Genomic DNA, 23,982 nt, shown 5'->3' with positions numbered 1-23,982 from the left:
GGAAGCCCCGCTCGCCGGCAATCTCACTCTTCGCGGCGCCCCTGCTGCCGGCGCCACGCCGCCGGGGCCATGCCGAACTGCTGGGTGAACCAGCGGGTGAAGGAGCTGGGCATCGAGTAGCCGAGCAGGTCGGCGATGCGGCCCAGGCTGTAGCGGGGGTTCTCCAGGTAGCGCAGCACCAGTTCGCGGCGCACTTCGTTGATCAGGTCGGAGAAGGTCACCTGGTTGTCTTCCAGGCGGCGTTGCAGGGTGCGCACGTTCAGGCCCAGGGACAGGGCGATCTGTTCGATGGTGGCGCGGCCCATCGGCAGCAGCAGGTAGATGGCCTTGCGCACCTCGTTGAGGGTGCTGGCCTCGGTGGCGCCGGGTAGCGAGTCGACGAAGCTGCGGGCGTGGCGGACCATCGCCGGGTCGGCCAGGGGGTTGGGCGCGTCCAGCGCGCTGGCCGGGCAGACGATGCCGTTGAACTCGCTGCCGAACTCGATCTTGCAGGCGAACAGGCGCCGGTGCACCTGCAGGTCGGCCGGGGCGTCGTGGCTGAAGTTCACGCTCAGCGGCTGCCAGTGCGGGCCGAGGAGGGCGCCGCAGAGCCGGTAGAGCACCCCCACCGCCAGTTCGATGCCTTGCCGCGCCGGCTGCGGCGGGGCGGTCACCAGTTCTTCGCGGAGGATCACCGTGCGGCCTTCCTGGTCGACGTACAGGGCCAGGGATTCGTTGATCAGGTGGCGGTACTGGACGATGGTGTCGATGGCCTCGCGCAGGGTCGCCTGGTGCGTCAGCAGCAGGCTGATCACGCCGAAATCCGAAAGCTGCCGCGACTCGGCCATGCGCAGGCCGAAGGTCTCGCAGCCGCTGGCGCGCGCCGAGTCCTCCAGCAGGCGCACCGCGGCGGCGGTGGGGATGCGCTGCTCGGGGTTGTCGAGCATCGCCTGGCTCAACCCCACCTGGCTGAGCTGCAGCTGCGGGTTGAGACCGAGGTGGCGCGCCACCTCCAGGTAGTTGGTCAGGGCCGCCACGCGAACCATCGGGGTCATGTCTATCGCCTTGTTGTTGTTCTTCTGCCGAGCAGGGCTGTCACGCAAGGGCAAGCGGCCGGGGCGCGGACCCAGCGTTCGAGTTGCCGGATGACGACGGATTCTATCGGCAGGCCGCCGCGCGCGTGCAGCAAAGATTAGCCCAGGCTGGCGCGCGCGCAGGGCAGCGACGCGCTCTCCGTCGCGGCTTCGGCCAGCGCCGGCGGGGGCTCCGGCGGGGCGCGCGGGGGACCACCGGCGGCCGTGCTGTCATCAATTGCGAAGTGCCTGACGCCCTATGCAAAGCAGGGCCGGCGGTGCGCCCGTACTGTCTCTCCAACATCTTCGAAAACGCCACGAGGTGCCCGGTGAGCCACAACAACGACACCACCGTCCTGATCGTCCCCGGCCTGCGCGAGCATGTGCCCGGCCACTGGCAGACGCTGCTCCAGGCACGCCTGCCGAAGGTCCGCGCGGTGCCGCCGCTGACCGCGGACAAGCTCAGCCTGGACGCCCGCGTGGAAGCCATCCAGCGCGAGGTCGAGCGTATCGACGGGCCGCTGATCCTGGTCGCCCACAGCGCCGGGGCGCTGATGGTGGCGCACTGGGCGGCGCGCTACTCGCGGCCGGTCAAGGGCGCGCTGCTGGCCACCCCACCGGACCTCGACGCCACCTGGCCGGAAGGCTACCCGAGCCCGCAAAGCCTGGCCGAGCACGGCTGGACCCCGCTGCCGCGCCAGCCGCTGCCATTCCCCTGCCTGGTAGCGGCCAGCGCCGACGACCACCTGGCCAGTCTCGACGCCGTGCGCCGCCTGGCCGCCGACTGGGGCGCCAGCCTGGTCGAGCTGGGCCAGGTCGGCCACCTCAACCCGGCCTCCGGCTACGGCGACTGGCCGGCGGCCGACGCGCTGATCCAGCAGCTGGATCGCTGATCCCCGACGAATTCATGGCCCCGGCTTCCACGGCCGGAGCCGGCCCGCGCGCGTCGCGGGCCAGGGCCTCGGGACGGGCCCCACTGCGTCCCGACCACAACAAGAAACGGAGCCATCGAATGCACAACCCGAACCACCCCGCGCGGCCCCTGCGCCGTTGCCTGCTCGCCTCGGCGGTACTCGCCGCCGTCGCCAGCCCGCAACTGCAGGCCTTCGAGCTGACCACCGGCAACCCGGACCTGTCGGTGCGTTTCGACAACACCGTCAAGCTCAGCTACGGGCAGCGCGTCGAGGGGCAGAACAGCAAGATCGCCAACACCGCCAACACCAACGACGGCGACCGCAACTTCGGGGTCGGCAGCGCGGTGACCCAGCGCATCGACCTGCTCAGCGAACTGGACGTCGTCTACCGCGACAGCATGGGTTTGCGCCTCAGCACCGCGAGCTGGTACGACCACGCCTACGACCATGTCGCAGGCGACAACCCGTTCCCCGGCCAGCGCGCCAACGCCGGCCACCTGGTCAACCGCAATGGCCGGGTGCTCGCGCCGGCTGGCGGGCGGCCGGCCAGCAGTGGCCTCGATGGCTTCGCCGACCGCTACTACAACGGCCCCTCGGGCGAACTGCTCGACGCCTTCGTGTTCGCCAGCCACGAGGTCGGCGACGGCATGCAGCTCAGCGGCAAGCTCGGCCGCCACACTGTGTACTGGGGCGAGACCCTGTTCAGCGCCGCCAACGGCATCAACTACGGCCAGTCGGCCCTGGACCTGGGCAAGCTGTACAACGTGCCCGGCACCGAGGCCAAGGAGCTGTTCATGCCGCGCAGCCAGCTGTCGCTGTCGCTGACGGTGAATCCCGAGCTGACCCTGGCCGCGCAGTACTTCCTCGAGTTCGAGAACTCGCGCTTCCCCGAAGGCGGCACCTACATGGGCCCCTACGACATGCTCAACGACGGCGGCAAGGTGTTCTGGCTGCCGCTGCCGGCCAGCTCGGCCTTCTACGGCGCGCCGCGCGGCCACGACGCCACGCCGAGCAACACCGGCGACTTCGGCCTGATGGCCAAGTGGAGCCCGGAATGGCTCGACGGCACCCTCGGCTTCTACTACCGCAAGACCTCCGACACCCTGCCGGCGGTGCTGGTGGACGCGCCCAACCTGCACAAGCCGGGGCTCGCCGGCCTGCCGGGGATGAACTACTTCACCGCCTACGCCGACGACATCGACATCTACGGCATCAGCCTGTCGAAGAACGTCGGCCCGGTCAGCGTCGGCCTGGACCTGAACTACCGCGAGAACATGCCGCTGGCGAGCAACTTCACCACCATCAACCCGACACTCTACGCCGCCGCCAAGCGCGGCCTGATCAACGGCGCCAACCTGATCGGCGAGCGCCCCTCCGACGGCGACACCGGCCTGGCCCGCGGCAAGACCTTCCACGTGGTCCTCAACGGCCTGGTGACCTTCGGCGCCACGCCGCTGTGGGACGCCTCCAGCCTGGCGGTGGAGGGCACCCTGACGCACCTGGTGGACGTCACCGAGGGCGCGCAGACCTTCAAGGGCGACTCCAGCTACCGCGGCGTGGACAAGGTGACCACCAACGCCTACGCCATGGCCACCAGCTTCACCCCCACCTGGTACCAGGCGTTCCCCGGCGTCGACCTGTCCATGCCGCTGGCCTACAACGTCGGCCTGCACGGCAACTCGGCGGTGCAGCTGGGCGGCAACGAGGACGCCGGCAGCTACTCGGTGGGCGTGGCCGCCGACTTCCACCAGAAGTACCGCTTCGACCTCAAGTACGTCGACGCCTTCGGTCCCTTCGACACCTGCGAGAGCGGCCGCGACAACAACACCCCCGGCGCCAACGGGCAGTACCAGTGCATTCCCGGGCAGATCACCTCGCAGGCCGGCCTGGCGCCGCTGCTGAAGGACCGCGGGATGGTCACCGCTTCGTTCAAGACCACCTTCTGAATTCACCCACGGCTCCGCGAGCGGAGCAGGAGATACACCCATGAACTTCAAGCCTTCCCTGATGGCCACGGCGCTCGGCCTGGCCCTGAGCGGCGCGGCGCTGGCCGCCGTGTCGCCCCAGGAAGCCGCGCAACTGGGCGCCAGCCTGACCCTGGTGGGCGCCGAGAAGGGCGCCAGTGCCGACGGCGCGATTCCCGCCTACAGCGGCGGCCTGACCCAGGCCCCGGCCGGCTTCAAGGCCGGCGACAGCATGCGCCCGGACCCCTTCGCCGGCGACAAGCCGCAGCTGGTGATCGACGGCAAGAACGTCGACCAGTACAAGGCCCAGCTCAGCGCCACCACCTATGAACTGGCCAAGCGCTACCCGAGCTTCCGCGTCGACGTCTACCCGACCCATCGCAGCGCCGCCTTGCCCCAGGCGGTGCTCGACAACAGCAAGAAGAACGCCGTGGCCACCCAGGCCCTGGAAGGCGGCACGGCCATCGACAACGCGCTGCCGGGCGTGCCCTTCCCGATTCCGAAGAGCGGCGCCGAGGCGATGTGGAACTTCCTGCTGCGCTACCAGGGGGTGAACATCAAGGCCAAGTACGACTCCTGGAACGTCGACTCCTCCGGTAGCGCCAACCTCGCCACCACCGGCCAGGCCTTCATCAACTACCCGATCTACGAAGACCTCGCGCAGCCGGTGAAGGGAACCGAGGTGTACTACCAGATGAAGCTCTACTACACCGGCCCGGCGCGCCGCGCCGGCGAGGCGATGATGCTCAAGGACGCCGCCAACCCGCTGCAGCAGCCGCGCCGCGCCTGGCAGTACCTGCCCGGCCAGCGCCGGGTGAAGCTGGCGCCGAACCTGGCCTACGACACGCCCAACCCGGGCATGGCCGGCGCCGGCACCTACGACGACGTGTTCGTCTTCAACGGCGCGCTCGACCGCTACGACTGGAAGCTGCTCGGCAAGCAGGAAATGATCGTGCCCTACAACACCTACCGGCTGACCTACGCCAGCGACATCAAGCCGGTGGTCACCCCCAACCACCTGGCGCCGGACTACGTGCGCTGGGAGAAGCACCGCGTGTGGGTGGTGGAGGGCACGCTGAAGTCGGACGCGCGGCACATCTACGCCAAGCGCCGCTTCTACCTCGACGAGGACACCTGGGTGGCCCTGGCCTCCGACGAGTACGACGCGCGCGGCCAGCTGTACCGCGGCTCCTTCGCCTTCCTCAGCCAGAGCTACGACAAGCAGGTGCCGGACGCCACGCCGTTCATGATCTACGACCTCACCGCCGGCAGTTACAACATCAACGGCGTGGTCGGGCCCTACGGCGGCATCAACTACATCGAACCGCTGGCCAAGACCCAATGGTCGCCCGAGGCCCTGGCCGGCAGCGGCATCCGCTGAGCCCGGCAGCGGCGGCCCGCGTGGGCCGCCGCCTTTTCCTGACGAGGTAGCCGTATGCGATTCCCCTTCACGCCCAGCCTGGCCTGCGTCGGCCTGGGGCTGGCGCTGCTGGCCGGCGCGGCGCCGGCCGGCGAGTTCGTCGATGTGCTCGACCTGCCGGCGCAGCGCAGCGAACTGGCCCTGGGCAGCCCGCTGGCGGCGATCACCCGCGCCGGGCCGCGCCTGGTGGTGGTCGGCCAGCGCGGGCACATCCTGTATTCCGACGACGCCGGGCACAGCTGGACCCAGGCCGAGGTGCCGGTGAGTTCCGACCTCACCGCCGTGCGCTTCCCGACCCCCGAGCAAGGCTGGGCGGTGGGTCACGATGGCGTGGTGCTGCACAGCGCCGACGGCGGCGCGCACTGGACGCGCCAGCTCGACGGCCGGCGCATCGGCCAGCTGCTGCTGGACTTCTACGCGGCCAACCCGCAGGACGACAACGCCGCGTTGCTGGAGCAGGCGCAGCGGCTGAAGGAGCAGGGCGCCGACAAGCCGTTCCTCGACCTGTGGTTCCGCGATGCCCGCGAAGGTTTCGTGGTCGGCGCCTTCAATCTGATCCTGCACACCGCCGACGGCGGCCTGAGCTGGACGCCCTGGAACCACCGCATCGACAACCCGCAGGGGTTGCACCTGACCGCCATGGCGGCGCTCGGCGACGACCTGTACATCGTCGGCGAACAGGGCCTGCTGCTGCGCCTGGACCGCCAGCGGCAGCGCTTCGTCGCCCTGCATTCGCCCTACCAGGGCAGCTTCTTCGGCGTGCTCGCGCGCCCCGGCCTGCTGCTCGCCTACGGCCTGCGTGGTCACGCGGTGCGCAGCCTGGACGGCGGCGCGAGCTGGAGCGAGGTGAACACCGGCCTGGGCGTCAGCCTGACCGCCGCCAGCTTCGACGCCGGCGGCCAGCCGTACCTGTTCAGCCAGGCCGGCCAGGCCCTGGTCAGCCACGACGACGGCGCCAGCTTCCAGGCCCTCGCGCTGACCCAGCGCGGCCCGGTGAGCGGCGCCCTGGCCAACCCCGGCGAGCTGCTGCTGGTCGGCGGCCGCGGCCTGCAACACAGCGCCCTGCCCGTGGCGCCATAAGAACAAGACAGACAAGAGAAAGCCTCATCATGGTCGACCTGAAGCAAGGCGAGATGCCTGTAGTCCGCGAACTGCGGGACTTCGACGCGCACAGCGGCAACCTGCTGGAGCGCCTGGTGTTCAACCACCGCGCGCTGTTCCTCGGCCTGATCGCCCTGGTCACCCTGTTGCTGGGGTGGATGGCCGTGACCCGCCTGGAGGTGCGCCCCAGCTTCGAGAAGATGATCCCGCAGCAGCACCCGTACATCCGCAACTACCTGGACAACCGCGCCGAGCTGCGCGGCCTCGGCAACGCCGTGCGGGTGGTGGTGGAGAACCGCGCCGGCGACGTGTTCCAGCCGGCCTACCTGGAGGCGCTGCGGCAGATCAACGACCAGTTGTTCCTCACTCCCGGCGTCGACCGCGCCTGGATGAAGTCGCTGTGGTCGCCGGCGGTGCGCTGGACCGAAGTCACCGAGGAAGGCTTCCAGGGCGGCCCGGTGATGCCCGACGGCTACGCCGGCGACGCCGCCGGCATCCAGCAGCTGCGCCAGAACATCGCCCGCGCCGGCATCGTCGGCAGCCTGGTGGCCAACGACTTCCGTTCGAGCATGCTGGTGGTGCCGCTGCTGGACCGCGACTCGGCCACCGGCAAGGGCATCGACTACCGGCAGTTCTCGCACCAGCTCGACGAGCTGCGGCTGAAGTACGAATACCAGGGCGACCGCCGCGCCTTCGCCGCCGGCGAGCCGGGGCAGGGGCCGCTGCGCATCCACGTGATCGGCTTCGCCAAGCTGGTCGGCGACCTGCTCGACGGGCTGCTGCGGGTGACGCTGTTCTTCGGCCTGGCGGTGGCCACCGCCTTCATCATCATCCTGGTCTACACCCGCTGCCTGCGCAGCAGCCTGCTGGTGATCGGCTGCTCGCTGCTGGCGGTGGTCTGGCAGCTCGGCCTGGTGGCCTGGCTGGGCTTCGCCCTGGACCCGTACTCGATGCTGGTGCCGTTCCTGATCTTCGCCATCGGCGTGTCCCACGCCACCCAGAAGATGAACGGCATCATGCAGGACATCGGCCGTGGCACCCACCGCCTGGTGGCCGCGCGCAACACCTTCCGCCGGCTGTTCCTGGCCGGGGTCACCGCGCTGCTTTCCGACGCGGTGGGCTTCGCCGTGCTGATGCTGATCGACATCCCGGTGATCAAGGAACTGGCGATCACCGCCAGCATCGGCGTGGCGGTGCTGATCTTCACCTCGCTGCTGATGCTGCCGGTGGCGCTGTCCTACGTCGGCGTCAGCCCCCGCGCCGCCGCCCGCGCCCTGCGCGAGGAACGCCTGGAGGCGCGCCAGCAGGGCCTGGGCCGGCTGTGGAACCTGCTCGACCGCTTCACCGAGCGGCGCTGGGCGGGCGTGACCCTGCTGCTGGCGGCGCTGCTCGGCGCCGGCGGCTTCGCGGTCAGCCAGCAGCTGCAGATCGGCGACCTCGACGCCGGCGCCCCGGAACTGCGCCCGGACTCGCGCTACAACCGCGACAACGCCTACATCACCAGCCACTACGCGCTGTCCAGCGACCTCTTCGCGGTGATGCTGAAGACCCCCGCCGAGGGCTGCCTGGACTACCGCACGCTGATCCTCGCCGACCGCCTGGGCTGGGCCCTGCAACAGCATCCGGGGGTACAGGCCACGGTGTCGCTGGCCGACGCGGTGAAGCAGATCACCGCCGGCACCTACGAGGGCAACCCGCGCTTCGCCAGCCTGCAGCGCAACCAGGACGTGCTCAACTACTCGGCCCAGCAGGCCTCGGTGAACACCCCGGAACTGTTCAACACCCAGTGCTCGCTGATGCCGGTGATCGCCTTCCTCAAGGACCACAAGGCGCGCACCCTCGACGAGGTGACGGCGATCGCCGAAGCCTTCGCCAAGGCCAACGACAGCCCGGAGCGCCAGTTCCTGCTGGCCGCGGGCAGTGCCGGGATCGAGGCGGCGACCAACGCGGTGGTGCGCCAGGCCAACCACAGCATGCTGCTGTACGTGTACGCGGCGGTCAGCCTGTTCTGCCTGATCACCTTCCGCAGCTGGCGCGCCACCCTGGTGGCGATCCTGCCGCTGGTGCTCACCTCGATCCTCTGCGAGGCGCTGATGGTGGCCATGGGCATCGGCGTGAAGGTCGCGACCCTGCCGGTGATCGCCCTGGGCGTGGGCATAGGGGTGGACTACGCGCTCTACCTGCTCAGCGTGCAGCTGCAATTGCAGCGCGCCGGCCTGCCGCTGGCGCTGGCCTACCGCCAGGCGGTGGCCTTCACCGGCAAGGTGGTGGCGCTGGTCGGCGTGACCCTGGCCGCCGGGGTGATCACCTGGGCCTGGTCGCCGATCAAGTTCCAGGCCGACATGGGCATCCTGCTGACCTTCATGTTCCTCTGGAACATGCTCGGCGCGCTGTTGCTGATCCCGGCGTTGTCGCACTTCCTGCTCGGCGGCCGGCGCCTGTGAGGGGGCCTGGTCCTGGGCGGTGAGGCGTATCAGGATGACTTCGGATTCTCCGGCGGCAGAGGACAGCCCCCTCTCCTGTTTGCGGCGGCCCGCGCAGGGGAGAGGGTTGGGGAGAGGGGCTCTTCCGTCCGGAGCCGGCGTACACCTCAGGCGGCCAGCGCTCAGTAGCGCGGCATCGACTGCACGCGCGGGTCGATCTGCTGGCGCGGAATCTGCTGGCGCGCGTCGCGGTCGGCGTTGCTGCCCGGCTGGCCGGGCTCGCAGCTCTGGCCGGCGCAGCCGGCGAGGCCCGCCAGCAGCGCGGCGGCGAGCAGGACGCGGGTGGATGGGCGCATGGCGGTTCCTCCTTCGTGGGGTGTCCTTTGAGCAAACACGCCAGCCCCGGAGGTTGCTCGGGCAGGCGACGGGCGGAACGCGGCGAGGCGATGAATTACAGAGGCCGCGAGCCCCTCTGGCCGGCCGGAAAGGCCCGTCGCAGAAGCCCTGGCGAACGTTCGAAAGGCGCCCCCGGGGGGCCGGCAGATCGCCATGGATCATCCATACTCAGCCAGGCACATTCGCGTCCGGCCCGCCGCATTGGCGCCGGCGCCGCACAGGGAGGGCCCCATGGCCAAGTCGAAGAAACACAAGAAGCACACGGCGGACGCCGCCGCGCAACGCCTCGACCGCAAGACCTACGAGGCCGAGCTGCGGCGCCTGCACGTGGAGCTGGTGAAACTGCAGGAGTGGGTGGTGGCCAAGGGCCTGAAGGTCTGCGTGATCTTCGAGGGCCGCGACGGCGCCGGCAAGGGCGGCACCATCAAGGCCATCACCGAGCGCGTCAGCCCGCGGGTGTTCCGCGTGGTGGCGCTGCCGGCGCCCACCGAGCGGGAGCAGTCGCAGATGTACGCGCAGCGCTACATCGGCCACCTGCCGGCGGCCGGCGAAGTGGTGATCTTCGACCGCAGCTGGTACAACCGCGCCGGCGTCGAGCGAGTGATGGGCTTCTGCACCCAGGACCAGGCGCGCAAGTTCCTCGCCGTGGTGCCGCTGTTCGAGAACATGCTGGTGGAGTCGGGGATCATCGTCCTCAAGTACTGGCTGGAAGTCAGCGCCGAGGAGCAGACCCGGCGCCTGCAGGACCGCATCAACGACGGTCGCAAGCTATGGAAGCTCTCGCCCATGGACCTGAAGTCCTACGGCCGCTGGGACGACTACACCCGCGCCCGCGACGAGATGTTCGCCGCCTCCGACTCGTCCTGGGCGCCCTGGTTCATGGCGCGCTCCGAGGACAAGCGGCGCGCGCGGCTGAACATCATCTCCCACCTGCTGGCGCACGTGCCCTACGAGGACGTCACCCGCGAGAAGGTCATGGAGCTGCCCAAGCGCGGCCGCATCGGCAAGTACAAGCCCGTCGACTACCCGTTCCGGATGGTCGAGGAGCGCTTCTGAACCCGCCCCCCGGCCGCCCGCGAGGAACCCGCGATGCCCCATGACGGAAGCCTGCTGCAGGCCACGGTGGTGTTCCTCCTGGCGGTGGTGCTGCTGGTGCCGCTGGTGCAGCGCCTGAAGCTCGGCGCGGTGCCTGGCTACCTGCTCGCCGGCATCATCATCGGGCCCTCGCTGCTGGGCCTGGTGAACAACCCGGAGAACGTCGGCCGGCTCTCCGAGCTGGGTGTGGTGATGCTGCTTTTCCTCATCGGCCTGGAGCTCTCGCCGCGGCGCCTGTGGGCGATGCGCCGGGCGTTGTTCGGCATCGGCTCGCTGCAGGTGCTGCTCAGCGCCCTGGCCCTGGGCGGCATCGCCCTGGCCCTCGGCCAGGCGCCGGCGACGGCCCTGGTGCTGGGCCTGGGGCTGGCGCTGTCGTCCACCGCCTTCGGCCTCCAGGTGCTGGCCGAACGCAAGGAGCTGGGCCGTCCCCACGGCCGCCTGGCGGTGGCCATCCTGCTGTTCCAGGACATCGCCGCCATCCCGCTGATCGCCCTGGTGCCGCTGCTCGGCGCCGGCGCCGAGGGCGGTGACGCGGGGCAGGGCGCGCGGCCGTTGCTGGCGGTGCTGGTGGGCGTCGGCGTGGTGGTCCTCGGCGGGCGCTACCTGCTGCGCCCGGCCTTCGCCTGGGCGGTGGGCCCGGGCCTGCGCGACCTGTCCACCGCCATGGCGCTGCTGATCGTGCTGGGCACCGCCTGGATCATGGAGCACGTCGGCGTGTCCATGGCCCTGGGCGCCTTCCTCGCCGGGCTGCTGATGGCCGAGTCGGAGTTCCGCCACGAACTGGAAGCACAGATCGAACCCTTCAAGGGCCTGTTGCTGGGGTTGTTCTTCGTCGGCGTGGGGATGACCGCCGACCTGCGCCTGCTGCTCGGCGAACCCCTGGTGGTGCTCGGCCTGACCCTGCTGCTGGTGGCGCTCAAACTGCCGCTGCTGCTGGCCCTGGGGCGCCTGGCCGGCGGCCTGAGCCGCGCCGGCGCGCTGTGCCTGGCGGTGGTGCTGGCTTCCGGCGGCGAATTCGCCTTCGTGGTATTCAAGCTGGCCCTGGAGCAGCGCCTGCTCGACCAGCGCGTGCACGACCTGCTGGTGCTGGCCATCACCCTGTCCATGGCCCTGGTGCCGCTGCTGATGCTGGCTTTGGGCGCGCGCCTGGGCGAGCCGGCGGCCGAGGCCGCGCCCGTCGAGTCGGTGGAGCCGGACGTCGGGCAGACGCCACGGGTGGTGATCGCCGGCATGGGCCGCATGGGCCGCACCGTCGCGCGCCTGTTGCAGGCGCGCGGCATCCCCCTGGTGGCCCTGGAGACTTCGGTGCAGGCCCTCGGCCGGGAGCTGAGCGGGGTGCCGATCTTCTACGGCGACCTGGCCCGCCCGGAAATCCTTCACGCGGCGCGCGCCGGCGAGGCCGAGCTGATCATCGTCAGCACCGACGACCCGCAGACCAACCTGCGTACCGCCGAGACCATCGCCCGGCTGTATCCCGGCAAGCCGGTGATCGTCCGCGCGCGCAATCGCCAGCACGTCCTGCAACTGCTCGACCTGGGCGCCAGCCCGGTGCGCGAGACCTTCCATTCGAGCCTGGAAATGGCCCGCCGCGCGCTGCTCGCCCTGGGCCAGGACGAAGCGCAGGCGGCGGCCTGGGTGCGTGGCTACCAGCGCCAGGAGGAACAGCGCCTGCTCGACCTGCACCGCGGCCAGGCCACGCCGGCCGGCCCGCTGGACGAGGCGGACGACCCGGCCGACGGCGGTCCGCCAGCTACCCGGGGTGACTGACGAAAGACAATCGCGAAGAGCGGGGGAGGACCCGACATGCAGGCACCACTGAAGCTGGACGGCAGGCTGGCGCGAGACCTGCTGGACCTGTTCATCCGCGCCGGGCTCGTCGTCGTGCTGGTGGCCTTCGCCTTCCGGGTGTTTCGCCCGTTCCTCGACCTGATGCTCTGGTCGGTGGTCCTGGCGGTGACCCTGTACCCGCTGCAGCGTGGCCTGCGCGAGCGCCTGGGCGGGCGTGACGGGCGCGCGGCGACGCTGATCGTGGTGGTCGCGCTGGCCCTGCTGCTGGTGCCGGTGTACCTGCTGCTGGTGTCGCTGGGCGAGTCGCTGGAACAACTGCTGGGCCTGCTGCGCAGCGGCAGCTGGAGCCTGCCGGCGCCGCCGGAGGCGGTGGCCGGCTGGCCGCTGGTGGGGCCGCGCCTGTACCAGGCCTGGCTGTCCGCTTCCGGCGACCTGACCAGCGCGCTGCACCGCCTGCTGCCGCATCTCAAGGGCAGCGGCATGGCGCTGCTGGGCGCGCTGGCCAACGTCGGCGCGGCCTTCCTGCTGTTCATCGGCGCGCTGATCATCGCCGGTATCTGCATGGCCTATGGCGAGCGCGGCCACCTGGCGGCGCAGCGCATCGCCGCGCGGATTTCCGGGCCGCAGCGCGGGCCGCGCATCGTCACCCTGTGCACCGCGACCATCCGCGCGGTGGCCCAGGGGGTGATCGGCATCGCCTTCATCCAGATGCTGCTGGTGGGCGTCGGCTTCGTCGCCATCGGCGTGCCCGGCGCCGGCATCCTGGCCCTGGTCGTGCTGCTGCTGGGCATCGTGCAGCTGCCGGCGACGCTGGTCACCCTGCCAGTGATCGCCTACGTGCTGGGCACCGGAGGGGTGGACCTGGCGGGCATCGTGTTCGCCGTCTACAGCCTGGTCGCGGGGCTTGCCGACAACGTGCTCAAGCCACTGCTGCTGGGGCGCGGCGTCGACGTGCCGATGCCGGTGGTGCTGATCGGCGCGCTGGGCGGCATGGTGGTGCAGGGCATCATCGGCCTGTTCCTCGGCCCGGTGATCCTGGCGGTGGCCTACAACCTGTTCTGGCAGTGGGTCGATGAGCAGGACGAGGCCGCCGCCGAAGGCGCCGACGACGGCGGGCGCGCCGATTGAGCCGGCGCTCGCCGCTACGCGCCGCCGGCCCGCTGCTGGCGCTGCTGGCTGGCTGCACCCAGGTCGGCCCGGACCACGTCACCCCGCCCACGCCCTGGGTGCAGGGCTGGAGCACGCCGGCCGTGGAACAGGCCGGCCGCATCGCGCCCGCGCCCGACCTGCGCCGCTGGTGGACGCTGTTCGCCGACCCGACCCTGGACGCGCTGCTCGCCGAGGCCGACGCGCACAACGGCGACCTGCGCGTGGCCGGCCTGCGCGTGGCCGAGGCGCGCGCGCAGTTGGCCATCGTGCGCACCGGGCGCTACCCGCAGTTGCAGCAGTTTCGCGCCGACAGCCTCTACCTCAAGCGCGACCAGTCCGGGCCTGGCGCGCAGGACTCGGTGTTCTGGCAGTCCAGCCTGGGCTTCGACATCGGCTGGGAAATCGACTTCTGGGGCCGCTTCAGCCGCGCCATCGAGTCCGCCGACGCCGCCTACTTCGCCTCCCGCGCCAACTTCGACGACGCCCAGGTGCTGCTCCACGCCCAGGTCGCCGACACCTACTTCGCCCTGCGCACCGTCGAGGCGCGCCTGGACATCGCCCGCGACAACGCCGAGCGCCAGGCGCGCAGCCTGCAGATCACCGAGCGGCTGTTCCGCCACGGCGAGAACGACGAGCTGGACTGGCAGCAGGCGCGCACCCAGTTCCTCGCCACCCAGGCCAGCATCCCCGAGTTCGAGGACCAGCTGAACGCCCTGCGCAACACCCTCTGCGTGCTGCTCGGCCGCCCGCCGGGCCCGCTGCCGGAGTTGCAGGCGCGCCAGGGCCGGTTGCCCCTGCCGGATCGCGCGGTGCTCCAGGACGTGCCGGCCAGCCTGCTGCTGCGCCGCCCGGACATCCGCGCGGCGGAGCGCGCGGTGGCGGCGCAGTCGGCGCTGGTGGGGGTGGCCGAGGCCGACCTGTACCCGGCGTTGAGCCTGCTGGGCAGCATCGGCTGGACCCTGGTCTCGGCCCACGACCTGCCCAACAGCTTCGACCTCGCCGCCGGCCCGAGCCTGCTGTGGAATCCGCTGGACTACGGCCGGCGCAAGGACACCGTGCGCGTCGAGGACGCGCGCCTGCAGCAACTGATCGAGCTCTACCAGCAGGACGTGCGCCAGGCCGCGCGCGAGGCCGACGACGCCGCCAGCGGGCTGCTCCGTGCCCTCGACAGCGCGCGCATCCGCGGCGACGCGGCGCGGGCCGCCGAGCGCTCGCTGGCCCTGGCCAGCGCCCAGTACCGCGAAGGCTTCGCCGACTTCCAGCGGGTGCTGGACGCCCAGCAACTGCTGCTGCAACAGCAGGACGGCTACCTGGTCAGCCGCGGCAACGCGGTGGGCAGCCTGGTGGCCCTGTACAAGGCGCTCGGCGGCGGCTGGGACGCCAGCCGGGCCGCCGTCGACCCGGCCAGCCGCCGGCAGATGCAAGGGCGCACGGACTGGGACGGCCTGCTCGACGAGCCGCCGCCGGGCCCCGAAGCCAAAGGAGCAGCGCGATGACCGACAGCCCCGCGAACCCTCCGGCCCCGCCGCCCGCGCCGCCGCCGCCCGATCGCAGCCTGCGCCCGGTGCTGGTGCTGCTGGCCCTGAGCCTGGCCTGGTACCTGCTGGCCGACCGCTACACGCCCTACACCCGCCAGGCGCGGGTGCAGGCCTACGTGGTGCCGGTCACCGCCGAGGTGGCCGGCCAGGTGAAGCGGGTGGCGGTGGGCAACAACCAGGAGGTGCGCAAGGGCGAGCCGCTGTTCGAGCTGGACCAGGAGCAATACCGTATCGCCCTGGCGCGCGCCGAGGCCGACCTGGACACGGTGCGCCGGCAGATCGGCGCCAGCACCGCCGGCATCGACGCCGCCCAGGCCGCGCTGGCGGCGGCCCAGGCCGGCGAGCGCAAGGCCCGGCAGGACAGCGAGCGCCTGCAGCGGCTGTACCGCGAAGACCCCGGCACCGTCTCGGTGCGCCGCCTGGAAGGCGCCCAGGCGACCCGCGAGCAGGCCGCCAGCCAGGTCGCCGCGGCCCGCGCCGAGGTCGAGCGGGCCCGCGAGCAGCAGGGCGGCAAGGACAGCGACAACGCCCAGCTGCGCAGCGCCACCGCCACCGTCGAGAAGGCCCGCCTGGACCTGCAGCGCACCCAGGTGCGGGCGGAGTCGGACGGGCTGATCACCGACCTGCGCACCGACGTCGGCCACTACGTCGGCGCGGGCAGCCCGGTGATGACCCTGATCGCCATCCACGACCTGTGGATCAGCGCCGACATGACCGAAAACAACCTCGGCCGCCTGCGCCCCGGCGCGCCGGTGCTGGTGGTGCTCGACGCGCGCCCCGGCGAAGTGTTCCACGGCCGCGTGCGCAGCATCGGCTACGGCGTCAGCGTCGGCCAGGGCACGCCGCCGGGGAGCCTGCCGACGGTGCAGAACAGCCGCGACTGGCTGCGCCCGGCGCAGCGCTTCCCGGTGATCGTCGAGCTGGACCGCGACGAGCTGGCCGACAGCGCCAACCTGCGGGTGGGCGGCCAGGCCGAGGTGATGGCGCTGACCGGCGAGGGTAACCCGCTGAACCTGCTCGGGCGCCTGTTCATGTGGTGCATGAGCTGGCTCTCCTATGCCTATTGAGCTGCGCCGGCGCCGCGCGCTGCGCCTGGCCTGGGGCGTCGCCCTGTGCCTGGCGGCGAGCTTCGGCCTGGGCTTGCCGGTGCCGGTGCTGGCGCCGATCTTCGCGCTGTTGCTGCTGGCCCTGCGCAGCCAGCCGCTGCCGCTGCGCCTGGCGCCGGCCCTGGCGTTGCTGGTGCTGTTCAGCGCCGGCAGCGGCCTGCTGCTGATCCCGCTGCTGGTGTACGCCCCGGCCAGCGGCGTGCTGCTGGTCGCCTTGGGCCTGTTCCTGTGTTTCCGCTACGCCCTGCGCGGCGGCAACGGCCTGCTGGCGAACTTCCTGGTGATCGGCCTGAGCATGGTCTCGGCGGCCGGCGCCAGCGACTACGGGCTGGCCCTGGCGGTGGTCGAGGCGATGGCCAAGGGCATGCTGCTGGCGGCGCTCGGCGTGAGCCTGGCGCACGCGTTGTTTCCCGAACCGCCGGGCGCGCCGGCGCAACCGCCGGCGCCGCTGCCGCCGTTCGCCGACAGCGCGCGCATCGCCCTGCGCGCCACGCTGATCGTGATGCCGGCGTTCCTCCTGGCGCTGATCGCCCCGGACCAGTTCATGCCGCTGGTGCTCAAGGCGGTCAGCCTCGGCCAGCAGAGCTGCGAGACCAGCGCCCGCCGCGCCGGCCGCGAGCTGATCGGCTCGACGCTGCTGGCCGGGGTGCTGGCCATCGTCCTGTGGAACGCGCTGAGCCTGTTCCCGGACCTGTGGATGTTCTTCCTCTGGGTGCTGCTGTTCGCCCTGCTGCAGGCGCGCCGGCTCTATGCCGCGGTGGCGACCCGGCAGGGCCCGGGGTTCTGGGTCGGCTGCCTGTCGACGATGCTGATCCTGCTCGGCCAGTCGGTGCAGGACAGCGCCAGCGGCCAGGACGTGCAGCGCGCCTTCGCCGTGCGCATGGCGCTGTTCCTGCTGGTGTCGCTGTACGCCTGGGCGATGATCTTCTGGCTGGAGCGCCGGGTCAGCCGGCGCCCGCGGCCTGGCCCTGTCGCTCGAACCAGCTGAGCACGGTCTGGCAGGCCGGGTGCGCGGCGCCGCTGTCGCGCAGCCAGAGGGCGTAGACGCCGCCGGTCTTCAGCGCCTCGCCGAAGGGCACCACGAGGTCGCCGCGCTGCAGGGCGTCCTGGGCCAGCATGCGGTCGGTCATGGCGATGCCCAGGCCCTGGGTGGCGGCGTCCAGCGCCAGGTCGTCGAGGTTGAACAGCATGTGCTTGAGCTGCTGCGGGGTCTCGCCGGGCTGCGCGCGCAGCCAGCGGGTCCAGGCCTGGCGGTCGGTGGAGGCGTGGATCAGGGCGTGGCGCGCCAGTTCCGCCGGCGAGCCCGGCGGCAGCTGGCCGTCGGCCAGGCGCGGCGCACAGACCGGCACCAGGTACTCGTCGAACAGCGGGGTCAGCGGGCGCTCGTCGAGGCCGGCGGGCAGGTAGAGCACGTAGGCGTCGCAGTCGGCGACGTCGTCCACCACCTCGCCGGCGACGCTCTCGATGGACAGGCACAGCTCCGGGTTGGCCACGTAGAACGAACTCAGCCGCGGCAGCAGCCAGCGCACCGCCAGGGAGACGAAGGTGCGGATGCGGAACGGCCGCTCCAGCGGCACCGGCGCCAGGCGCTCCTCCAGGCGCAGCAGGGCCTTGAGGGTGTCGCGGGCCACCGCGTAGACCTCGCGCCCGGCATCGGTCAGCGCCACCCTGCGGCTGGTGCGGTCGAACAGCGGTACCTGGTAGTACTCCTCCAGCTGCTGCACCTGGCGGCTGATGGCGCTCTGGGTCAGGTGCAGCTGGCGCGCGGCCTCGGTGAAGCTGCTGGCGTCGGCGACCTGGACCAGCGCCTGGAGCGCCTGCAGGGAGGGCACGCGAAGCAGTTTATCCATGCGTTTTCCGAATGGTTGGATGAAATAACAGCGTTGGATATTACCCGGTAAGACCCCGTAGATTCTGCTCTAGACCCCTGAAAAGGAAAATCCCTGGATACCCGGTGCGCATGAATTCCGCAGCGCCAGCGGTTCCCGGCCAGCGCCGCGGCGGGTCGCCCCACCCAGAACCCGCCGGAGGACCGCCACCATGACCCAGCTGACCCTGAGCGCCGCACGCGGCACCTCGCTGCGCAGCATCGGCCTGATCCTGGTGTCGATGTTCTGCTTCGCGGTGGTCGACGCCCTGGCCAAGGACGTGGCGCTGAAATACCCGGCCAACGAGGTGACCTTCTTCCGCATGGCTTTCGGCCTGCTCCCGGCCGTGCTCTTCTGCCTGCGCGGGCGACCGCTGGGCGAACGCCTGCGCAACCTCGACCTGCGCGGCCAGAGCCTGCGCGCGGTGACCCTGCTGTGCTCGTCCGGGCTGTTCTTCGCCGGGCTGCCGTACATGGCGCTCAGCGAGGCGATCTCCATCGCCTATTCCGAGGCGCTGCTGGTGATAGTGCTGGCGCCGCTGCTGCTGGGCGAGCGCATGTTGCCGCGCAACGCCATGGCCGCCGTGCTCGGCTTCGCCGGCGTACTGCTGGTGGTACGCCCGGAAGGCGGTGAGGCGAGCTGGCTGGGCCCGGCGCTGCTGATCGCCAGCGCGGTGTTCGGCGCGCTGTCGATGCTGCAGATCCGCCGCATCCGCGCCAGCGACGACTCCACCACCACCGTGCTGTTCTTCACCACCCTCGGCACCCTGGCCGGCGCGGCCAGCCTGACCGTGGCCTGGCGCACCCCGGAAGTCGCCGACCTGGGCACCTTCTTCGCCCTGGGCGTGCTCGCCACCCTGGCCCAGCTGCTGTTCACCGTCGCCGTGCGCCAGGCCCCGGCCGCGGTGCTGGCGCCCTACACCTACACCAGCATCATCTGGGCCAGCCTGTTCGGCTACCTGATCTGGAACGAGACCCTGAGCCCGCTGTCCTGGCTGGGCATCGCCCTGATCGTCGGCAGCGGCGTGGTGGTCGCGGTGCTGGAACAGCCGCCGGAGGGGCCGTTGGTCTGAGCGGGCGGCGCTGCCAAGGGCAACGGCGGATAACGCCCGCAGTGGCTCGTCGTAGGAGCGGGCATTCCCATAACGCCAACGGGCGTCGTAGGGCGCATAACCGTTCGCGGTTATCCGCCGCATCCGCCACGCCTCGGCCGGCTTCGTGCGCGCGGTGGCGATCGTCGAGGGCTGAGGCGCCAGTAGTTTCCTGCGTTATTGGGATAGGTCGGTAGCTCCAGGGAGCGCCCACGGGGGAGGGCGGCCCTAACCTGCGTGTCAGCCTGCTCTTCGTCTCTGGAGGGCCTGCCGGCAGCGCCGGCAGTCGTTGGCGCTGCCAGGGAGCCTACCGATGCACAACCTGCCCACCTCGCCCGAGCGGCGCGCCTACCTGCACTGCCTGTCGCACACCCCGCTGGTGGGTTACGTCGACCCGGCCGCCGAGGTGCTGGCCGAGGTGGACGAGGTGGTCGCCGCCGCCCGCGCGCGCATCGCCGCCTTCGATCCGGAGCTGGTGTTCCTGTTCGCCCCGGACCACTACAACGGCTTCTTCTACGATGTGATGCCGTCGTTCTGCATCGGTATGGCCGCCCACGCCATCGGTGACTTCCACAGCCTGGCCGGGCCGCTCGACGTGCCCCGCGAGGCCGCCGAGGCCTGCGCCACGGCGGTGCTGGAGGCGGGCGTGGATGCGGCGGTGTCCTACCGCATGCAGGTCGACCACGGCTTCGCCCAGCCGCTGGAACTGCTGCTCGGCGGCCTCGCCGCCAAGCCGGTGATCCCGGTGTTCATCAATGGCGTGGCGGTGCCGCTGCCGAGTTTCCAGCGCGCGCGGCTGCTCGGCGAGGCCATCGGCCGTTTCGCCCGCAGCACCGGCAAGCGCGTGCTGTTCCTCGGCTCCGGCGGGCTGTCGCACCAGCCGCCGGTGCCCGAGTTGGCCACGGTCGACGCGCGCATGGCCGACCGCCTGATGGGCAGCGGCCGCGACCTGCCGGCCGACGAGCGCCAGGCCCGCCAGCAGCGGGTGATCAGCGCCGCCGAAGGCTTCGTCGCCGACCAGAACAGCCTGCACCCGCTCAGTCCGGCCTGGGACAACCACTTCCTCGACCTGCTCGAACAAGGCCACTTCGCCGAACTGGACACGCTGAGCAACGCCGAGCTGTCGGCCCTGGCCGGCAAGTCGACCCACGAGGTGAAGACCTGGGTCGCGGCCTTCGCCGCGCTGTCCGCCTTCGGCCCCTACCAGGCCCGCGCGCGCTACTACCGGCCGATCCCCGAGTGGATCGCCGGCTTTGGCTCGCTCTCCGCCCATTCCAGAGGACTCCATTCATGACGATTGAAATCAGCGAAGCCGCCAGCAGCCGGTTCGCCCGCATCCGCGAAGGCGAGCTGGACCTGCAACTGCACTACAACGACCTCGGCGACGGTGCCGAGACCGTGGTCATGCTCCACGGCTCCGGTCCCGGCGCCAGCGGCTGGGCCAACTTCAGCCGCAACCTGGAGCCGCTGCTGCACGCCGGCTACCGGATCGTCCTCATGGACTGCCCGGGCTGGAGCAAGAGCGACCCGATCGTCTGCCGTGGCTCGCGCTCGGACCTCAACGCCAGCGCGCTCAAGGGCCTGCTCGACGTGCTCGGCATCGAGCGCGCGCACCTGATCGGCAACTCCATGGGCGGCCACAGCGCCGTGGCCTTCGCCCTGGCCCACCCGCAGCGGGTCGGCAAGCTGGTGCTGATGGGCGGCGGCACCGGCGGCGCCAGCCCCTTCGTGCCGATGCCCACCGAGGGCATCAAGCTGCTCAACGGCCTGTACCGCGAGCCGACCATCGACAACCTGAAGACGATGATGAACGTCTTCGTCTACGACCCCAGCGACCTCACCGAAGAACTGTTCCAGACCCGCCTGGGCAACATGCTCAGCCGCCGCGACCACCTCGACAACTTCGTCGCCAGCCTGGCCGCCAACCCCAAGCAGTTCCCCGACTTCGGCGCGCGCCTGCACGAAATCCAGGCGCCGAGCCTGATCGTCTGGGGCCGCAACGACCGCTTCGTGCCGATGGACGCCGGCCTGCGCCTGCTCGCCGGGCTGCCGAAATCCGCCCTCCACGTGTTCAACAACTGCGGCCACTGGGCGCAGTGGGAACACGCCGAGCCTTTCAACCGCCTGGTGCTGGACTTCCTCCAGCACTGACCCCGAGGTGCCCCATGACCATCCGCCAAGAGACCCTCGAACGCCTGGCCGCCGACCTGCGCCGCGCCGAAGCCCAGGGCGAAGCCATCGCCCCGCTGCGTGAGCAGATCGGCGCCGAGAACGGCGAGGCCGCCTACGCCATCCAGCGCCTCAACGTCGCCCACGCCCTGGCCGCCGGCCGCCGCCTGGTCGGCCGCAAGATCGGCCTGACCAACCCCAAGGTGCAGGCCCAGCTGGGCGTGGACCAGCCGGACTTCGGCACCCTGTTCGCCGACATGGCCTACGGCGACAACGAAGTGGTGCCGTTCAATCGCGTGCTGCAACCGAAGATCGAGGCCGAAATCGCCCTGGTGCTGGAACACGACCTGCCCAGCGCCGACACCACCTTCGCCGACGTACTGAACGCCACCGGCTGGGTGCTGCCGGCCCTGGAAATCGTCGGCAGCCGCATCTCCAACTGGAACATCCGCTTCGCCGACACCGTGGCCGACAACGCCTCCAGCGGCTGCTTCGTGCTCGGCGGCCCGGCGCGGCGGCTCGACGGCCTGGACCTGCGCGGCGCGGCCATGCGCATGACCCGCAACGGCGAGGAAGTCTCCGCCGGCAGCGGCGCCGAATGCCTCGGCCACCCGCTGAACGCGGCGGTGTGGCTGGCGCGCACCCTGGCGCGCCTGGGCGACCCCCTGCGAGCCGGCGACATCGTCCTCACCGGGGCCCTCGGGCCGATGGTGGCGGTGGCCGCGGGCGACCGATTCGAAGCCGAGATCGACGGCCTGGGCCGCGTCGGCGTGACCTTCAGCGGCGAATGAGAGAGACCCCATGAGCCATAAACGCAAAGTCGCCATCATCGGTTCCGGCAACATCGGCACCGACCTGATGATCAAGATCCTGCGCAACGCGCAGCACCTGGAAATGGCCGCCATGGTCGGCATCGACCCGGCCTCCGACGGACTGGCGCGCGCATCACGAATGGGCGTCGCCACCACCCACGAAGGCGTGGAGGGCCTGACCCGCCTGCCGATCTTCAAGGAGATCGACTTCGTCTTCGATGCCACTTCAGCCGGCGCCCACGTGAACAACGACGCGTTCCTGCGGGGCCACAAGCCCGGTCTTCGCGTGATCGACCTGACCCCGGCCGCAATCGGTCCGTATTGCGTGCCGGTGGTCAACCTGGAGCAGCACCTGCAAGCGCTGAACGTGAATATGGTGACCTGCGGTGGGCAGGCCACGATTCCGATGGTGGCGGCGGTATCGCGAGTGGCCAAGGTTCATTACGCGGAGATCATCGCTTCCATCGCCTCGAAGTCGGCTGGTCCGGGCACCCGCGCGAACATCGACGAGTTCACCGAGACCACCAGCAAGGCCATCGAAGTGATCGGCGGCGCGGCGAAGGGCAAGGCGATCATCATCATGAACCCGGCCGAGCCGCCGCTGATCATGCGGGATACCGTCTACGTGCTCAGCGAGTCTGTAGACCCAGCGAAAGTCGAAGCGAGCGTCGAGGAGATGGCCGCGGCCGTGCAGGCCTACGTCCCCGGCTACCGCCTGAAGCAGAAAGTGCAGTTCGACGAAGTGCGCGACCTGAACATCCCCGGCCACGGCAAGTTCTCCGGGCTGAAGACTTCCGTCTTCCTCGAAGTCGAAGGCGCCGCCCATTACCTGCCGGCCTATGCCGGCAACCTCGACATCATGACCTCCGCCGCGCTGGCCACCGCCGAGCGCATGGCGCAAGCAATGGGGGCCCCGGCATGAAAAAGCTCTATATCTCCGACGTGACCCTGCGCGACGGTATGCACGCCATCCGCCACCAGTATTCGCTGGAGGATGTACGCGCGATTGCCAGCGCCCTCGACCTGGCCAAGGTCGACTCCATCGAAGTGGCGCATGGCGATGGCCTGCAAGGTTCCAGCTTCAACTACGGCTTCGGCGCGCACACCGATCTGGAATGGATCGAAGCCGCCGCCGACGTGGTGAAGCACGCGAAGATCGCCACCCTGCTGCTGCCCGGCATCGGCACCATCCACGACCTGAAGGCCGCCTATAACGCCGGCGCTCGGGTGGTCCGCGTGGCGACCCACTGCACCGAAGCCGACGTCTCCAAGCAGCACATCGAATACGCCCGCGAACTCGGCATGGATACGGTGGGCTTTCTGATGATGAGCCATATGCAGACCCCGGAAGGCCTCGCGCAACAGGCGAAGCTGATGGAAAGCTACGGCGCCACCTGCATCTACGTCGTCGACTCCGGCGGCGCGATGAACATGGACGATATCCGCGCACGCTTCCGCGCGGTGAAGTCTGTCCTGAAGCCCGAAACCGAAACCGGCATGCACGCGCACCACAACCTCAGCCTCGGCGTGGCCAACTCCATCGCCGCGGTGGAGGAGGGCTGCAACCGCATCGACGCCAGCCTGGCGGGCATGGGCGCCGGCGCCGGCAACGCGCCGCTGGAAGTGTTCATCGCCGCCGCCGACAAGCTCGGCTGGCACCACGGCACCGACCTCTACGCGCTGATGGATGCGGCGGATGACCTGGTGCGCCCGCTGCAGGACCGCCCGGTACGCGTCGACCGCGAAACCCTGGCCCTGGGCTACGCCGGCGTCTATTCGAGCTTCCTGCGTCACGCAGAGGTCGCTTCGGCGAAGTACGGGATCAAGGCCGTGGACATCCTCGTCGAGCTGGGCAAACGCCGCATGGTCGGCGGCCAGGAAGACATGATCGTCGACGTGGCCCTGGACCTGCTCGCCCGCCGCGCATGAGCACCCTGTAGGAGCGAGCTTGCTCGCGAACCCAACCCCCGCTGCGGGGCCGTTCGCGAGCAAGGACTAGGCGTCCCCCTCGATCCTACGAAAAGCCGTGCCAGCTCGTGGCGATGTACCCGACGTTGCTCCTCGAAGCGGTCCACGCAACCGTTTCGTTCCCCGGCC

The 23,982-nt window shown here is 70.6% G+C and carries 20 protein-coding genes; 17 read left to right on the top strand and 3 right to left on the bottom strand.

Translation table 11 applies throughout. The features are described from left to right. Window positions 1-23: 23 nt before the first annotated feature. Entirely contained in the window at window positions 24-1,025 is a 1,002-nt protein-coding gene (locus P3W75_RS23940) for an AraC family transcriptional regulator (protein ID WP_276229805.1), read from the bottom strand. A gap of 356 nt (window positions 1,026-1,381) precedes the next feature. On the opposite strand from P3W75_RS23940, the gene P3W75_RS23935 reads away from it, so the two are divergent. The 5 genes from P3W75_RS23935 (at window position 1,382) to P3W75_RS23915 (ending at window position 8,895) form a co-directional block, all read left to right on the top strand. After that, entirely contained in the window at window positions 1,382-1,945 is a 564-nt protein-coding gene (locus P3W75_RS23935; protein ID WP_276229804.1) for an RBBP9/YdeN family alpha/beta hydrolase, read from the top strand. Window positions 1,946-2,064: 119 nt separating this feature from the next. Then, on the top strand, window positions 2,065-3,912 hold the full coding sequence (locus tag P3W75_RS23930) for a DUF1302 domain-containing protein (RefSeq protein WP_276229803.1): 1,848 nt from the start codon (window positions 2,065-2,067) through the stop codon (window positions 3,910-3,912). Between the two features lie 40 nt (window positions 3,913-3,952). Continuing rightward, on the top strand, window positions 3,953-5,311 hold the full coding sequence (locus P3W75_RS23925) for a DUF1329 domain-containing protein (protein WP_276229802.1): 1,359 nt from the start codon (window positions 3,953-3,955) through the stop codon (window positions 5,309-5,311). A 54-nt stretch (window positions 5,312-5,365) separates the two neighbouring features. Then, window positions 5,366-6,430 carry a WD40/YVTN/BNR-like repeat-containing protein gene (locus P3W75_RS23920; protein WP_276229801.1) on the top strand — a complete coding sequence of 355 codons (1,065 nt, stop codon included), beginning with the start codon at window positions 5,366-5,368 and terminating at the stop codon, window positions 6,428-6,430. A 29-nt stretch (window positions 6,431-6,459) separates the two neighbouring features. Continuing rightward, entirely contained in the window at window positions 6,460-8,895 is a 2,436-nt protein-coding gene (locus P3W75_RS23915; protein ID WP_276229800.1) for an efflux RND transporter permease subunit, read from the top strand. A 161-nt stretch (window positions 8,896-9,056) separates the two neighbouring features. On the opposite strand, the gene P3W75_RS23910 is transcribed toward P3W75_RS23915, so the two are convergent. Continuing rightward, complete coding sequence (locus P3W75_RS23910; protein ID WP_276229799.1) at window positions 9,057-9,230, bottom strand: hypothetical protein; 174 nt, start codon at window positions 9,228-9,230, stop codon at window positions 9,057-9,059. A gap of 271 nt (window positions 9,231-9,501) precedes the next feature. Between P3W75_RS23910 and ppk2 the strand changes: the two genes are divergently transcribed. Genes ppk2 through P3W75_RS23880 form a run of 6 tightly spaced genes read left to right on the top strand, consistent with a single transcriptional unit; the run spans window position 9,502 to window position 16,934 of the window. Continuing rightward, a complete protein-coding gene (ppk2, locus tag P3W75_RS23905) occupies window positions 9,502-10,326 on the top strand; it encodes a polyphosphate kinase 2 (protein WP_276229798.1) in 825 nt (274 codons plus the stop codon). Window positions 10,327-10,359: 33 nt separating this feature from the next. Continuing rightward, window positions 10,360-12,132: a monovalent cation:proton antiporter-2 (CPA2) family protein gene (locus tag P3W75_RS23900; protein WP_276229797.1), complete on the top strand. Its 1,773-nt coding sequence runs from the start codon at window positions 10,360-10,362 to the stop codon at window positions 12,130-12,132. A 36-nt stretch (window positions 12,133-12,168) separates the two neighbouring features. Beyond that, complete coding sequence (locus tag P3W75_RS23895) at window positions 12,169-13,281, top strand: AI-2E family transporter (protein ID WP_276229796.1); 1,113 nt, start codon at window positions 12,169-12,171, stop codon at window positions 13,279-13,281. Next, window positions 13,278-14,798: an efflux transporter outer membrane subunit gene (locus tag P3W75_RS23890; RefSeq protein WP_276229795.1), complete on the top strand. Its 1,521-nt coding sequence runs from the start codon at window positions 13,278-13,280 to the stop codon at window positions 14,796-14,798. The genes P3W75_RS23895 and P3W75_RS23890 overlap by 4 nt, the downstream gene beginning before the upstream one ends. Beyond that, window positions 14,795-15,907, top strand: coding sequence for an HlyD family secretion protein (locus P3W75_RS23885; RefSeq protein ID WP_276229794.1), 1,113 nt, complete (start codon window positions 14,795-14,797; stop codon window positions 15,905-15,907). The genes P3W75_RS23890 and P3W75_RS23885 overlap by 4 nt, the downstream gene beginning before the upstream one ends. After that, window positions 15,897-16,934, top strand: a complete 1,038-nt coding sequence (locus P3W75_RS23880; RefSeq protein WP_276229793.1) for a DUF2955 domain-containing protein — start codon at window positions 15,897-15,899, stop codon at window positions 16,932-16,934. Before P3W75_RS23885 ends, P3W75_RS23880 begins: the two co-directional genes overlap by 11 nt. Here P3W75_RS23880 and P3W75_RS23875 read toward each other — a convergent pair. Beyond that, a complete protein-coding gene (locus P3W75_RS23875) occupies window positions 16,891-17,796 on the bottom strand; it encodes a LysR substrate-binding domain-containing protein (RefSeq protein WP_276229792.1) in 906 nt (301 codons plus the stop codon). The two genes, P3W75_RS23880 and P3W75_RS23875, sit on opposite strands and share 44 nt — an antisense overlap. A gap of 190 nt (window positions 17,797-17,986) precedes the next feature. On the opposite strand from P3W75_RS23875, the gene P3W75_RS23870 reads away from it, so the two are divergent. The 6 genes from P3W75_RS23870 (at window position 17,987) to mhpE (ending at window position 23,814) form a co-directional block, all read left to right on the top strand. Beyond that, window positions 17,987-18,886 (top strand): DMT family transporter, encoded by a 900-nt coding sequence (locus P3W75_RS23870; protein WP_276229791.1) that lies wholly within the window; start codon window positions 17,987-17,989, stop codon window positions 18,884-18,886. A gap of 331 nt (window positions 18,887-19,217) precedes the next feature. Then, a complete protein-coding gene (mhpB, locus tag P3W75_RS23865) occupies window positions 19,218-20,198 on the top strand; it encodes a 3-carboxyethylcatechol 2,3-dioxygenase (protein WP_276229790.1) in 981 nt (326 codons plus the stop codon). Next, entirely contained in the window at window positions 20,195-21,055 is an 861-nt protein-coding gene (locus P3W75_RS23860; protein WP_276229789.1) for an alpha/beta fold hydrolase, read from the top strand. Before mhpB ends, P3W75_RS23860 begins: the two co-directional genes overlap by 4 nt. A 14-nt stretch (window positions 21,056-21,069) precedes the next feature. Then, complete coding sequence (gene mhpD / locus P3W75_RS23855) at window positions 21,070-21,864, top strand: 2-keto-4-pentenoate hydratase (RefSeq protein WP_276229788.1); 795 nt, start codon at window positions 21,070-21,072, stop codon at window positions 21,862-21,864. A 10-nt stretch (window positions 21,865-21,874) separates the two neighbouring features. After that, entirely contained in the window at window positions 21,875-22,807 is a 933-nt protein-coding gene (locus tag P3W75_RS23850) for an acetaldehyde dehydrogenase (acetylating) (protein ID WP_276229787.1), read from the top strand. After that, complete coding sequence (gene mhpE / locus P3W75_RS23845) at window positions 22,804-23,814, top strand: 4-hydroxy-2-oxovalerate aldolase (RefSeq protein WP_276229786.1); 1,011 nt, start codon at window positions 22,804-22,806, stop codon at window positions 23,812-23,814. The genes P3W75_RS23850 and mhpE overlap by 4 nt, the downstream gene beginning before the upstream one ends. The last annotated feature ends 168 nt before the right edge of the window (window positions 23,815-23,982 follow it).

Source organism: Pseudomonas citronellolis (assembly GCF_029335315.1).
GTDB classification, from domain to species: Bacteria; Pseudomonadota; Gammaproteobacteria; order Pseudomonadales; family Pseudomonadaceae; genus Pseudomonas; species Pseudomonas citronellolis_A.
This window is presented reverse-complemented; position numbering and strand designations above follow the sequence as displayed.